The organism is Vibrio cidicii, from assembly GCF_009665415.1.
In the GTDB taxonomy this organism is placed as follows: domain Bacteria; phylum Pseudomonadota; class Gammaproteobacteria; order Enterobacterales; family Vibrionaceae; genus Vibrio; species Vibrio cidicii.
Map to the genome: position 1 here is coordinate 1,605,492 of NZ_CP035921.1, position 14,207 is coordinate 1,619,698.

Consider the following 14,207-nt stretch of genomic DNA (forward strand, 5'->3'; position numbering starts at 1 on the left):
ATGAAACGGATTTTTTCTTTCACTCTGCTGTGGTTGGGCAGCCTTATGGCCCACGCCACGTCGCCCAAAACCGGCTATTTTATCGATGCGCCCGTCACCGGGCTCTATTACAAAACAAGCTCAAATTTGAGCGGTTTAACTCACAAAGGGGCATTTCAATACCAGCCCGGCGATGTGGTGAGTTTTTTCCTCGCTCCCAATGAGCAAGGCTACCTGCTCACCACCCTTTCCGCTCAGGAAGTGATTACGCCAACGCTGGCCAGCACCAAACCAAGCCGCAGTATCAACCTTACGCGCCTGCTACTGTCACTCGACAGCACGCCGGAAAATCGCGATGAGATAGTGCTGGTCAGTAGCGTGCTCTCCAACCCTCAATTTCAGCAGCAGTTGCAGCGCATCGATCTCAATTTTCTCGACCACAGTGCCGAGCTTTTGGACCTGCCACTGGTGTCGGTCAAAGAGGCGGTGGCGCACCTAAACCAGAGCCAGCGCTACATTGAGCAGCATTTCATCTCCGACGAGGTGATTTTTTCGCCGCTCAATACCCGTCTGAGCAACATCATGATCAAGAAGAAAGATTGGCGCGGACGCGCTTGCGCGCTGGATGTACGCCATCTCGAACGGCCAGACTACCACACGCCGATTGGTGCGATGAGCTTTGAAATCACCGCTGACAGCCTGATCCAATACCCGAGCCTTGGTGACTATTTCAATGGCTGCTTTTTAGACCGAGCCCAGCCGCACGCGCATAAAACGGTTGAGCCGCTGAGCCATTTTGCCCACTGGCAAGGGGTGGTTGGCTGCGCGGCCAAAGGCTGTACCCGTAACGATCTCAATGGCTTTTCTTTGGACGATTTCGACGACGAAGGGGATTGGAAATATCGCTCCGTGGCGCTCAACTTCGATCCGCAAACCCAACTGATCCTCGGTAAAGTGCAAGGCATGGGGCGTAGCGAACGCGTCCCGCATGCCAATCGCAGCGAAATGATCTGGTTTACTTACCCAGAATCGCTTGGCAACCGCATTGCTTACCAAGGGGTGTGGAAAGAGACCGTCTACCAAGAGAGTGATATCAGCGAGCGCTGCCTGCTGGTCGAGCAGGGTAAGGTGTTTGCAGGGCCAAGTAGCGTTGAGCGCTGCCCGACAACGCGGCGCAGTTACCCGCAAGAGGTCAGCGCACAATACGCCGACATGTGGTGGCTCAAAAACCCCAACGGCTACGCGCAGCTGGCGCAGATGAACATCATGGTGCGCTGGTTTCCCACCGAGTACCCGGCGCAGTACACCACTTGGGAGTATCTGCCCGCCGGTCAAGGGTGGGATCAAGGGATTTTGTACCGTTACCAGCAGCAAGTTTCCCCACAACGAGACGGCTCCGACCGGATCGATACCTATCGCATCTCTGAATTTGTCAAAGTCGCAGGAGAAGCTTCATGAAAACAGCAAGCTCACAACTTACCCAAATTATCCGCCAGTGGCAGGCGGGCGATAAGCAGGCCGAAAGCCAGCTCTATCAGTTTGCCTATTTGCAGTTGCGCCACATTGCCCAGCAAGAGCGCGAGCGCAGTGCAGAGAAATATGGCACAGAGAACCAAGTGCTGGCCGACAGCGTCAACAGTACCACCGCTTTAATTCACGATGCCTATTTGAAAATGTCGAACAGCGATCGGAGTGAGATCACTAGCAAGCGGGCCTTTTTCCTTATGGCCGCCAAAGTGATGCGGCAGATTTTGATCGACAACGCCCGCGCGCTACAGGCGCAGAAACGTCAGCAAGTGACGCAATTGCCCCACGAACAGGATGAAAAAATCGAGCAGTTGATCATCATGGACAAGGTACTGGACAACTTCAGCATCCGTTACCCGCGTCAGTCCAACGCACTTAAACTCAAATACCTGATGGGGATGAAAAACGAGGAGATCAGCGAACTGCTCGAGTGCAGCGCCAGCTTGATTGAAAAAGACCTCAAATTCTCCCGCTGCTGGCTGCAATCAAGGATGGCGTAAGCTGATGCGAGCTAAAGCGATTTTCACTGCTGCCGCGTCGCTCGTCGCGCTGGCACTCTGGCACTTGCTCACCCCAAGCCAAGCGCCATCGCCAGCAGCAGCGACGTTACTCGCGCAGGCCGCTGACCCCCGATCGATGGCAAGTAAGGCAAGCCCGCCTGGTAACAAGGTCGGCCCTACGACGCCCGCCTCAGTGACACCGCCTGCGACCATCACCCAACCCATTGAACCGAAACCGCCCACCACGGCGCAACAAGAGCAAGCTTCGCCGGAAGAGGAAGCGAAGGAGCAAGTCGAGCTGACCTTGAGCACGACACAGGCTCTCACCTCCACTAGCGAGGGCAATAAAGGCGTGGGCCAGAATCGTCCACCCGAAATCATTGCCACTGTGCAGCAGGCGCTGCAAAGTCAGATAGCAGGCTGGGATCTCGACCAAGGCGCACCACTGCGCTATACCTTGGCGATTGACGGTCTGTTTCGTGATCCTGACGACGATGCACTGAGTACCCGAGTGCAGCTCAACGTTCCCGGATTAAAGCTCAGTGCGACCAGCCCATTGACGATCGTCGGCAGCCCAAACCAAGCGGTGAAGTCACCACAACTGCTGATTTCAGCGCGCGATGATCACCACGGAATGGCTGACGATGCTTGGGTAACGGCGCGCTTTGATCTGCCTGCGATTGGCGAAACGGGTCACGCCTTTACTCATCCCTTGATTGGCCAAACTTTCTATCGCCTCGTCGCCAGCCAGAACTTTGCTGGCACGCGCTACCCGTACGAAGTGATCTACTGCGAAGCGTGGAAGCTGGTCAATCATCAGGTCTACTTTGCCGCAGCCAACCAGCGGCGTGCGTGTCCTAATGATGATTCACTGCGCCTGATTGGCGAATTTGAACAGCAAGACGAGACGCTAATCCTCACCAGCAGCCTGTCGGCTTTTGATGCTCAGCAAACTTGGCTACTGCGCAAGAGTTACCCCTCCAACATCAAGGCAGGTCTGACCAATCATCTCATCACAGTGCAAGATGGCAACCGCTACCACACTTACACCATGCTGACTGACAAGCAAGCGATGGAACAGCGACTGAACGTGCATACCGGGCAAACGCTCTATCAAATGCAGTTTTTTGACTATCTGTTTATTGATGACCTGTTTATTGATGACCGGTTTACCGCTGGTCAGCCTAACGACCGTGAGCCCAATTACGTTGCGGCGAAAGTCGGCAACTACATTTTTGAACGCCAAGCGACCGACCCCAGCAGCTACCAACGGTTTGATTCCGACCTTAACATTCACGCGGCGCGTGGCAGCTTTGATTGCTCTATCTTGCTGCCCTATTTTGACTTGTCCGTCGTCGCTGGGCGTGGCGGCTACGAAGATATTGTCTCTTACAGCTACAACATCGAGGGCGTGGCCGAGGTGGCCTGCTTTGCTTTTCCATCGGGCGCAGGAAAAACATCACTGGCGATCAATCACGATTACCGCGATGACAACGATTTTATTGAGGGCGAAATCTACAGCTATATTCTCCGCCCCAAAGCGCAGTACGCGCACCTGCTGGAAGAGTTAAAAATCAATCTGATTTATCACCACCCCATCAAGCCTTAACGCTGGGTCAGAAGTTCCATAACGCCTGAATGCCAGTGCTCAAGGTCCAAGTGTCCGCATCCGGTAGCCAAGCTTGGCGCGGCTGCGGCACGCCCTGAGCATCTTTGATCATGACGTTTTGCGGGTCTGACTCAAAGCGTTTCTCGTAGCCCATCATCACATACCAGGCGAGCGATAGGCCCGGCATAATTCGGTAACTGAGTGAGGCTTCCGCCGAGGTACGAAAACCAAAATCATCAAACTGAACATTGGCAAAACGGCTGTTTTCCGTCACGCTCCACACAGGGATGCCCGCAGTCCAACGGCCGCTCACCCGCCAAGGACTCGCACCGTAGAGATGGCCGCTGTCATAGGCGATACCTGCGTCTAAAAAGATGTCGGTCGATTTCTCTTCCCAAGTGCTGTCTTCACTGAACACCGGATTCACATAGCCATTTTCTCCGCGCAGCGCAAAACGCTTGTAGGTTTGATAGCTAAACGCAGGTCCCGCCACCAAGCGCCAATCGTTCTGCCATTTGTAATGCAGCAAAACCGTGGTTGAAGCCTTGGTGTACTCAAACTGGTTGGTTTGCATCAACTGACCACCTTGATGCCACTCTTCATCGGCAGAGGAGGGAGAAAATGTCGCCAGAGCATCAATCGAAAAATCAAACTGATCATTGATGCGATACAAACCACCGGAATTGAGCACCAGATTGGTGACGGTCACCTCAGACTGAGTCGCCGGGAAGTTTTCCTGATAGGTGATATTTTCCAAACCAAAGGTGAAGTAAGAGTAACCAAACTTGGTCTCCTGCGGCGCTTCTTGCGCAACAACCGAACCACTCAATACCACCAGCCAAGCTAACTGTTTCATTTACCTCTCCCTTTTCTTCGAATTGAGGGGCAGATGGTAGCGAGATGAGCAGGTTTTCCAAGCCAACTAATGATAAAAAAATCAAAATATATTTTACGGTTTTTTTAACCTTTTCCGTGTCTTGCATCTTGAGCTCAAGCCTTTTAAATAGACGACAATTTTGTCTCTTCTTCCTCGGCTTAATGAAGAAGGGATCGGCATCAGCCATTCCATTGAACAAAAAGAGAATGAAAAGGGATCTCAGATGAAAAAGGTAAGTTTGCTGGCAGCGTCAGTGGCCATCGCTTTAACAGGTTGTGGTGGTTCAGACAGTGGTTCAGGTTCAAACAGCAATGTGGCTCCTGGCGGAGTGGTCATCACTGGTTTTGATGGTTACTTTAACCAAGCGGTGGTGTTTCTTGATCAAAACAACAACGGCAAACTGGATATCGGTACCGATACCCTTTTCGGCCTCACCGATGAGCAAGGTCGCAAAGAGATCCCTGCAGGTACGCAAGGTGTCTTGGCACTGCAAACGCTGACTCCGGGCGGTGCAGTACAAACTGCGCTGACCAACCACGACGCCGCCACTTACGCGGGTAAATACACCATCGACATGGACCACCCAACGCAAGCAATGGCGCATGAAGTAGTTCTGCGCGCTCCTGCGTCTTCTAGTGTGATCTCTCCACTCACCGACTTGGTAGCGATTGAAATGGCAGCAGGGGCCAGTGAGCAAGAGGCCGTTGCGAAAGTGAGCACGGCGCTTGGCGGCACTGATGCGCAGCCAATCAAACCACTAAGCAATTTCATCGACGGTAGCGACAAAAACGCCAACCTACACAAAACGGCACAGATCCTAACCGAATCTAAAGCCGCTAACCCAAGCAGTTACGACAAAAAAGCCGTCCAATTTGCTGAAGAAGCCGGCAAAATCGTCGCAACATTGACCTCTGAGCAAGTCAACGAGGTCAACTACAAACCGGTAATTAAAGACACCGCTCCAGAAAACGAGACGCTCGCACCAAGCGAAATCGTCAATAGCAAACTGGTCGTTAGTAGCACAGTACAAAGCCAAGCACAGAAAAGCCTCAACGCACTAACCATAGTGCAAGAGGAAAATTTCTCACCTGCGAGGATTGTGCTTAATGGTTTGTTTAGTGATCTTGACCAGCCAACTATCGAGATTAAGGTCAGTACAGCCTCTACTTTGACTGAAGCTGGCCTTGTGGCGAACATGGATGGCTCTGATTTGGTGATCTCAGCGAAAGAAAGCGGCGTGGTCAAAGCGGGTGAATTTACCATTGTGCTGCAAGCACAAGATAAAGCGAGTGATGCCAGCCTAGTCGGTTCACCAGTCAGCACCAAACTGATGCTCAAGGTAACGTCAGCAAACCTTGCACCTGTGGTCAATGAAGAGGCCAAAGCACAAATTCAAGCCGAAATTGATGGCTGGCAGTTGCAAGAAGGTGAACTGTTCTCGCAAACCATTAACTTGGCGTCACTCTTTAGCGACAATGATGGTGTGATTAAATCAACTACGGTTGGGCTCGGCGGCGTTGTCGATGGTCTTTCTTCAAATACAGATCTTGAGAACCTTATCGTAACCATTTCTGGTACCCCTAAAACGGCATGGAATCAGAAAGGGAAGATCACCGTAAGCGTGAGCGACGATAAAAATGCTCAGTCGCCAACCGTGACTTTCTTGATGCCTGAAGTCAAAGCTGGTGTAACGCCGCCTGCGACCCATCCTCTAGAAGGTATTACTTGGTACAGACTTGAACACGGTGGTGGTACTCAACAAACGGATTTTGGCTACGATCGCATCTGGTGTGATACCTTGCGCTTTGAAAATGGTATTGTTTCGGGCAACGTACGTACACTCGATAACTTGACCCAATGTGGTGATGTTGAAGCCAGTTCTTGGTTTAACGGCACTTATGAACTGCAAGGCAGTGTGGTTACAGCCACTTTTACCAGTGACGAAGGCACCGAGCAAGCTGAACTGACCATCAAAGATGCCAGTGAGATCGCACCGGGAGCAAAAGTGCTGATTTGGCACAATTTAGCTGAAAACAAAACGGAACAATACACGATATTTAGCCGTAAGGCTGATGCTGAAGCTCGCATCCAGCTACGCTCGGACAACGGCTCAGACCAACGCATGTTCCCAATGACATTGCCAACCGCCACTGAAGGCCAATTCGCCACTGGCAAGGTGTCGATGTCTCTGCTCGAAAATACTAACCCGCAAGATGACAATGTCATGGATGCGAACCTGATCCTTGAGATTGAAGACCAAAACTTCACCTGTGCAGACGCCAGTGAGTTCTATGATAAAATGCTGTTCACTGGTGAGGGGCTCGGAAACGGAATCTCTTCAGGTGGCCAGTGGGACAGTAACTTCGAGTGCTACAACAACAAAGAAAACAATATTGTCCACGCGGCCATCGACTTTGATCTACCAGCCCTAACCGTGAACAACGTTTACAGCTTCGTTGGCAAAGTAAAAGACAGTCAAGGTGAATACATTGAAGCCATTAAGTTCAATATGACTTGGACTGGTACTGGTGACAACGAATAATCAAGCCTATATACAATACCAAGCCCCGCATCGCGGGGCTTATTTTTTGGTTTTCTCAAGTTTTTTTGGGGGGCTTAAGCTACTTAACGCACAACACATTCAACAGCGAAGAGCCTTTTAGCTGCGTGATGCGGCCATCGGTAAACAATCCTTTTTTCCCCCGCCCCCAATACGGCAGATGAATCGGCCAACTCTGGGTCTCCATCACTCGCGAATCCAGCAAGGTAAGAAATTCTTCATCGGTGGCAAGGCGCATGTCGATGTCCGCGCATACCACACCAGCTCCTTCGTAATCTAAGCGATTCCACGCTTGGTTGTGTTCCATGTAAAACTGGTGGTCATCGTCGAGCACATAAGGCACAGCGTAGGTACGTCCTTTGAGTTCAGCTTGACGGCGAATTTCAATATCAGGCGTATCACCTTGTTTCACCAGCGTTTTAGGCGCAGCCGTTGCCAGCGGTGCTTTGGTAGCTGGCGCCGCTTGGCTTGGCGACGGAGCAACCTTCGCGGCCATTGGTTTTGCGGGCGTCTTGGCAGGCATTTTTTCTGCGGGTTTTACTACCGAGGCAGCGTTCGATTTCGCCGTTTGCATTGGCGCTGTAGACTCCACCACACGGATAAAGGCCTCTTTATAGCTCGACAAGCTGCGCACGCGTTTTAAATCTGTGCTCGCTTGGTCAAAGGATTGATAAGGGCCAATTAAGCAACGGTAGCCCTTATTCTCAGGCTTCATCCAAATGTCGGTTGTGATCTGTTTATACAGCGGCTTGGCGTTATCCAGCGGCATCGGCTTACTTAAAATACCGCATTGGATCCAGAAATAATCCGCTTTGTCGCCACTGGGCACTTTTTTTCCCCATAACCCTGCGCCAATAGGGCAATTTTTGTCCAGCATCGGCAATTCATTACTGCTGGCTTGGGTGGCTTCACATAAAAATTCAGCGGCCTGAGTGGAGAAACTTGCCACCAAAGAGTAGATCAACACGCCGAGCCCGAATCCTTTGAGGCCCATCCGTGGTCGTCGCATCGCCTTTTTCCTTTCCATACGCTTCACTCTACCTATCGTCAATGAACTTATCGGCAACGGCCTACTGAGCACCGCTACGGTGAATAAAAAATGACAAGCAAAAAAAGAGCCGTAATAGCTTACGACTCTTAGTTTAGGTAGATTTTCGATTATAAATCAATCATCTCAGATCACCCTTTGTAGATTTTCGGGTTGAAAACATCGCGCAGCCAGTCGCCGAGCAAGTTAATCACCAGTACTAAGGTGACCAATACAACACCAGGGAAGGCGGTGATCCACCACGCACCAGAGAAGATGTAGTTAAAGCCGATACTGATGAGCGCGCCAAGCGAAGGTTGGTCCACCGGCAAACCTAAGCCAAGGAACGATAGGGCCGCCTCCGACATAATCGCGTTGGCCACCTGCACAGTCGAAATGACCAAAATCGGCGACAAACAGTTAGGCAGAATGTGGCGGAACATAATGCGCGGCGCTTTAAAGCCCATCACGCGCGCCGCTTCGACATACTCTTTCTTCTTCTCGGCCAACACGGAGGCACGAATGGTACGCGCATACTGCGGCCACTCGGCCACACCGATGATCACCACCAGCATCACCACTGCATACTGGCTGTAGAAATCACTGCCAAAGCTGGCTTTAAAAATCGCCGAAACAATGATCGCCACCATCATGGTAGAGAAAGAGAGCTGAATATCCGCAAAACGCATCAAGAAGTTGTCGATACGGCCACCGAAATAGCCTGCCGATAAACCGATGATGATGCCCAGGAACATCTGCAATGCCACCGCAAGGAAACCAATGGTCAGCGACAGACGCGAGCCATACAGCATGGTGGAAAGAATATCGCGACCTTGCTCGTCCGTACCAAGCAGGAATTTCTCATCGCCGCCTTCCATCCAAGAAGGGGGCAATTCGGCATCCATAATATCGATGGAAGAGAGATCATAAGGGTTAGTTGGCGCAATCAGCGGCGCGGCCAACGCAAGCAGCAAGCAGAGCATAAAGATGCCAAAGCTGGTCATCGCCACTTTGTCGCGCTTGAAATAGTAAAGAAAATCCGATTGCTTAAAACGCTCCAACATTGAAGGAGCTTGAGCGACTTGTGACATGATTAGGCTCCTTTTCCAGTTAAGTCTACAGTTGGGTTGATCAGACCATACAGCAGGTCAACGATGGTATTGGTCACCACGAAAATCAGCCCGACAAAGATAACGTAAGCGGTGATCAGCGGCGTATCGACGCGGTTGATCGCTTCAAGGAAAAGAAAACCCGTCCCCGGCCACTGGAACACAGTTTCGGTCAAAATGGTGTAGGCCACCATGGTCCCAATCTGCACCCCACCGACGGTGAGTACTGGCAGCATGGTATTTTTCAGCGCGTGCTGATAATAAATTTTATTCAGCGCGAGACCTTTCGCCTTGGCAAACTTGATGTATTCCGAGCTCAACACTTCCAGCATTTCTGAACGCACCAGACGAATAAACAGCGGCAGCATGATCGATGCCAGCGCAATACATGGCAGCACCAAGTGTTTCAAACCGTCAATAGTAAAGAAACCAGACTCCCAGCCGAGCAAGTTATAGGTCTCACCTCGCCCATAAGATGGCAGCCATTGCAATTCAATTGAGAAGACGTACATCAACATAATCGCGGTGAGAAAGACCGGGATCGAGATGCCAATACTACTGCCCGCCATGACAATCTTGGTAAAAAGGCTCTTGGGGTGAATCGCCGAATAGACGCCCAAAGGAATAGAAAAGACGATGATAAGTAACGTCGCACCAAACACCAGTTCCAGCGTCGCTACCAATTTATCCAGAATAACTTCAACCGCTGGGCGCTTGAAGAAATAAGATGTGCCTAAGTCGCCCTGCACCGCAGCGCTGACAAAGCGAGTGTATTTTGTGATAAAGGGATCATTTAAGCCCAGCTCATCGCGCAGCGCTTGACGCTCGGCTTCTGAAACTGACTGGCCCACAAGCTCACGCAGCGGGTCGCCCAGGTTATCCTGAATGGCAAACGCCACCAAACTGATCACAAACATCACTATCAGTGCCTGAAACAGGCGCTTGACCAGAAACGAAAACATTCCTTGCCCCTTCAACTATCCATGACTATGCGTGTCTAGAGCGACAATCACACAAGAATTCAGCCTGAAAATGGCACTCAACCCGACTGAAACAAAGCTCAGTGCCGAAAACAATCCCAGCCTTCGATCGCTCGAAGGCTGGGCGAGTACTTCGCGCAGAATTACTCTTTAACCACCAAATCACCAAAGTATGGGAAGTCCATCGCGTTGACGATTGGCTTGATGTCCAGCGTAGATTTTGCGCCCCACGCTAGGTTCTGCCAGTGTAGAGGAACAAACGCCGCCTCGTTGTACAACGTTGCTTCGACTTTCTGTAGCATCGCTGCACGTTTAGCTGGATCGGTTTCTACGTTTGATGCCTCAACCAACTTGTCAACTTCAGGGTTGGAGTAGTGACCACAGTTGTACTGGCCTTTACCCGTCTCTTCGTTACGCGTCATAGTGAGGAATTCAGAGAAGTTCGCCGAATCTTCCGTATCTGAGTGCCAACCGATCATCAACATGTCTGCCGCACACTTATCAAACTCTGGCCAGTACTGCGCTTTTGGCATGGTTTTCAGATCAACTTTAATGCCAATCTTCGACAACATGGCCGCCGCGGCTTGAGCAACTTTCGCATCGTTCACATAACGGTTATTCGGTGCGATCATCGTCAGGGTAAAGCCTTTCTCATAGCCTGCTTCTTTCATCAGTTGCTTGGCTTTTTTCAGATCAAAACGAGGAACGAGATCCGCGTTGTAGCCTGCGTAACCTTCAGGGCCTTGTTGACCCGCAGCGGTTGCAAAACCTTTCATGATCTTGTCAACGATACCTTGGTTGTTGATCGCATGGACGATCGCTTGACGCACACGCACGTCTTTCAGCGCTTCGTTGCTGTTTTGGTTCATTTGGAACGTGATGATACGTGTACCCGGTAGCGTCACGAGATCAATGCCTTTCGCGTCTTGCACGCGTTGGTGATCGTTCGGTGCCACTGGCGCAATCATGTCAACACCGCCAGACAGCAGCGCAGCAACACGGGTCGCATCTTCTTTGATTGGAACCAGAGTCAGCTTGTTCACGTTACCTTTTGACTCTTTGTCCCAGTAGTCTTTGAAACGTTCAAACTCAACCTTCACGCCCTGTTCACGTGAAGTGACGATGAATGGACCAGTCCCTGAAACGTGGGTAGACGCGTATGAGTTGCCGTGTTTTACCACTTCCGACTTGTCTTTGCCGTCCGCCGTAGTGCCTGAGTAGAACTTACTGTCCATTGGGAAGATGTAGGTCGCCGTTTGCAGCACCAGCGGGTAAGCGCCTTTTGAGACCAACTCAACGGTGTAATCATCTACTTTGACCATTTTTTCGTACGGTTCAAAAATAGCTTTGAAATCTGGCGAGTTTTGCAGACGGTTGAAAGTCCAAACCACATCGTCTGCCGTCAGTTCGTTACCTGAGTGGAATTTCACGCCTTTACGTAGTTGGAAGCGGTACGTGGTCTCATTAACACGTTCCCATTTTTCAGCCAAGCGAGGTTCAAAATCCAATTTTTGTGTGTAACGAACTAGTGGATCAAACACCATGTGTGACATTTGCAGGGTGCCACCAGACAACTGCTCGTGTGGGTCAAGTGACACTGGATCTGCATCATAAGCAACTTTAATGTCTGCAGCCGCAGCACTCAGGCTAAGGCCTGCTGCCATTAAAGCGACCACTAGTTTGCTTTTCATGGTTTTCATTGCATAACTCCTTATGCGGGAATCCGAATCCCTAGTTGTTGTATTTGCGTCTGTTATTGTGCCAAGCAAGCTTGGTTATGCCGTTCTCACCTCTTCCCTCAAGCCCGTGAACTCTGGCATTAAGGAAATCAGGTGTTTACTGTACTCATGTTGCGGGGAACGGAATAGGTGTTCAGTCGGAGCGACTTCCAGCAAGGTTCCCATCTGCATCACGCCTACCCGGTCACACATTTGGCGAATGACAGGCAGATCGTGGCTGATAAACAACATGGTTAAGTTCAGTTCGCTTTGTAAATCTTTGAGCAAATTGAGGATCTGTGCTTGTACCGACACATCCAGCGCCGAGGTCGGTTCATCACATATCAAAAGACGAGGTCGAGTCGCCAACGCGCGCGCAATCGAAATGCGCTGACGCTGACCACCGGAAAACTCATGTGGATATTTCACCCCAGCCATTTTGCCTAAGCCGACGTGCTCAAGCAGATCGTTGACGATTTGGCGCGTTTCCGCTTCGCTGTTGGTCAGTTTATGGAAACGGATCGGCTCGGCGATGATGTCGAAAATTTTCATGCGCGGGTTCATCGAGGTGTAGGGGTTTTGGAACACCATCTGCATTTGGCGACGCAGCGGGCGACGCGCTTTCTCTGATTTCAGCGCAGTCAGGTCAATCCCTTCAAACGACACTTTTCCTGAATTTGGCGTATACAAGCCAGCAATCACACGCGCAATCGTCGATTTACCTGAGCCAGACTCACCCACCAAGCCGAAGGTTTCCCCTTCATGCACTTGGAAGCTGACGTTGTTTGACGCCTGCACATACTCGCGGCGGCTCTCAAACAGCGAATCTTTAGTCACAAAGCGCAGATTAACGTTTTCCACATTGAGCAGCGGACCAGAATATTTTCTCTGGTCTTCGCTTTGGCCCAACCAATGGTTTTTGATATCCAGTGGCTTGAGCTCTTTGGCTTCCTCGATGTAGCTCACCAACGGGAAACGATCGAGCTTCACGTCTGAGCGTGGCACCGCCGAAATCAGACTGCGCGTGTAAGGGTGATCAGGATTACCGAGTACTTTGGCGGTTGGACCAAACTCAACTAAATCACCACGGTACATCACCGCAACACGATCCGTAACGTTAGAGACTACGCCCATGTCGTGCGTTACCAACATACAGCCGACATTATGCTGAATGCAGAGATCGCGGATCAGGTTGAGAATCTGATCTTGGATGGAAACGTCCAGTGCAGTGGTCGGTTCATCCGCAATGATAAGATCGGGTTCACCCGCAAGGGCAATCGCAATCACCACACGTTGACGCATCCCACCAGAAAATTGATGCGGATACTGCTTGAGACGGTTTTCCGGCTGCGGAATACCCACTTGCTTCATCAGCGACAGTGCACGTTTATACGCTTCGTCTTCAGACACCTTCATATTGGCATGAATGGTTTCGGTCAGCTGCTGCTCAACGGTAAACAGTGGGTTGAGAGAAGTCATCGGATCTTGGAAGATAAAACCGATTTTGGAACCACGTACACTGCGCATGGCTTCCGGTGAGAGGCCAGAAATTTTTTCACCATCAAGAAACACATCACCGCTGGCAATACGGCCCGGAGGACTGAGCAAATCAATGACCGCATTACCCACGGTCGATTTACCAGCACCCGATTCGCCCACAACACCGACGATTTCGCCTCGTTCAATATTGAACGACAGCGATTTCACCGCCGCGTGTACGCCGTGACGAGATGGATATTCGATACGAAGATTTTTCACTTCCAATAGTGACATTTCAGACCTCTACTGCCTTGTCTGTGGTTGCAACAGCCTTATAGAGCTATCCAACACTTCAATGATTCCATTCTGATTTCAGCATAATCCTCTGAAATTCAGGTCGGGAGACAATTTGGCAAAAAACACACAAAAAAGCAACAATTAAAGTATAAAGCGCGTCATAAAAGCCCTAATTAGGCATATATATCGAATACGTATTCATTAACAGTTATTTAACTGAGCAAAGAAATGGAATTTTTTGTGTGTTACTTAGCATTTATTGCAGCAAAATACTCTAAACATGATTAACATCTAAACCTTGAGAAAAACGACATTTAGGGCAAGTGAATATTAACAAACACAAAACAACACACCATCTCATAAGCCTAGCGATAGCGGATAATCTTAATGCGTAACTAGTCATTAAGAATAAAACTCTACACATCCACCAAGAGAGTTTGCCATACAATCGACTTTATCCTAGCCAATGGGAATATCGACCAAATCCAAAACCGCTCACACGATAAGCGACTTTTCGCCTCTCCCCTCAAACAGAGGGTTCTGCT

The 14,207-nt window shown here is 50.4% G+C and carries 10 protein-coding genes; 4 read left to right on the forward strand and 6 right to left on the reverse strand.

Annotated elements, in window-relative coordinates:
• The 3 genes from EWA64_RS08280 to EWA64_RS08290 are packed head-to-tail and all read left to right on the forward strand — an operon-like array spanning position 1 to position 3,615.
• A complete protein-coding gene (locus tag EWA64_RS08280; protein ID WP_061893721.1) occupies positions 1-1,437 on the forward strand; it encodes a hypothetical protein in 1,437 nt (478 codons plus the stop codon).
• On the forward strand, positions 1,434-2,006 hold the full coding sequence (locus EWA64_RS08285) for an ECF-type sigma factor (RefSeq protein ID WP_061893720.1): 573 nt from the start codon (positions 1,434-1,436) through the stop codon (positions 2,004-2,006). Before EWA64_RS08280 ends, EWA64_RS08285 begins: the two co-directional genes overlap by 4 nt.
• Positions 2,007-2,010: 4 nt before the next feature.
• Positions 2,011-3,615, forward strand: a complete 1,605-nt coding sequence (locus tag EWA64_RS08290; protein ID WP_061893719.1) for a hypothetical protein — start codon at positions 2,011-2,013, stop codon at positions 3,613-3,615.
• A 7-nt stretch (positions 3,616-3,622) separates the two neighbouring features.
• On the opposite strand, the gene EWA64_RS08295 is transcribed toward EWA64_RS08290, so the two are convergent.
• Positions 3,623-4,471 (reverse strand): outer membrane beta-barrel protein, encoded by an 849-nt coding sequence (locus EWA64_RS08295; RefSeq protein WP_061893718.1) that lies wholly within the window; start codon positions 4,469-4,471, stop codon positions 3,623-3,625.
• A gap of 244 nt (positions 4,472-4,715) precedes the next feature.
• Between EWA64_RS08295 and EWA64_RS08300 the strand changes: the two genes are divergently transcribed.
• On the forward strand, positions 4,716-7,034 hold the full coding sequence (locus EWA64_RS08300) for a hypothetical protein (protein ID WP_061893717.1): 2,319 nt from the start codon (positions 4,716-4,718) through the stop codon (positions 7,032-7,034).
• A gap of 79 nt (positions 7,035-7,113) precedes the next feature.
• On the opposite strand, the gene EWA64_RS08305 is transcribed toward EWA64_RS08300, so the two are convergent.
• The 5 genes from EWA64_RS08305 to EWA64_RS08325 all read right to left on the reverse strand — a co-directional run bounded on the left by EWA64_RS08305 (position 7,114) and on the right by EWA64_RS08325 (position 13,659).
• Positions 7,114-8,079, reverse strand: a complete 966-nt coding sequence (locus EWA64_RS08305) for an SPOR domain-containing protein (RefSeq protein WP_061893716.1) — start codon at positions 8,077-8,079, stop codon at positions 7,114-7,116.
• A gap of 152 nt (positions 8,080-8,231) precedes the next feature.
• Complete coding sequence (locus EWA64_RS08310) at positions 8,232-9,170, reverse strand: ABC transporter permease (protein ID WP_039422505.1); 939 nt, start codon at positions 9,168-9,170, stop codon at positions 8,232-8,234.
• Positions 9,171-9,172: 2 nt separating this feature from the next.
• Positions 9,173-10,150, reverse strand: a complete 978-nt coding sequence (locus EWA64_RS08315; protein ID WP_061893715.1) for an ABC transporter permease — start codon at positions 10,148-10,150, stop codon at positions 9,173-9,175.
• A 161-nt stretch (positions 10,151-10,311) separates the two neighbouring features.
• Positions 10,312-11,868: an ABC transporter substrate-binding protein gene (locus EWA64_RS08320; RefSeq protein WP_061893714.1), complete on the reverse strand. Its 1,557-nt coding sequence runs from the start codon at positions 11,866-11,868 to the stop codon at positions 10,312-10,314.
• Between the two features lie 75 nt (positions 11,869-11,943).
• Positions 11,944-13,659 (reverse strand): ABC transporter ATP-binding protein, encoded by a 1,716-nt coding sequence (locus tag EWA64_RS08325; RefSeq protein WP_061893713.1) that lies wholly within the window; start codon positions 13,657-13,659, stop codon positions 11,944-11,946.
• Positions 13,660-14,207: the final 548 nt, after the last annotated feature.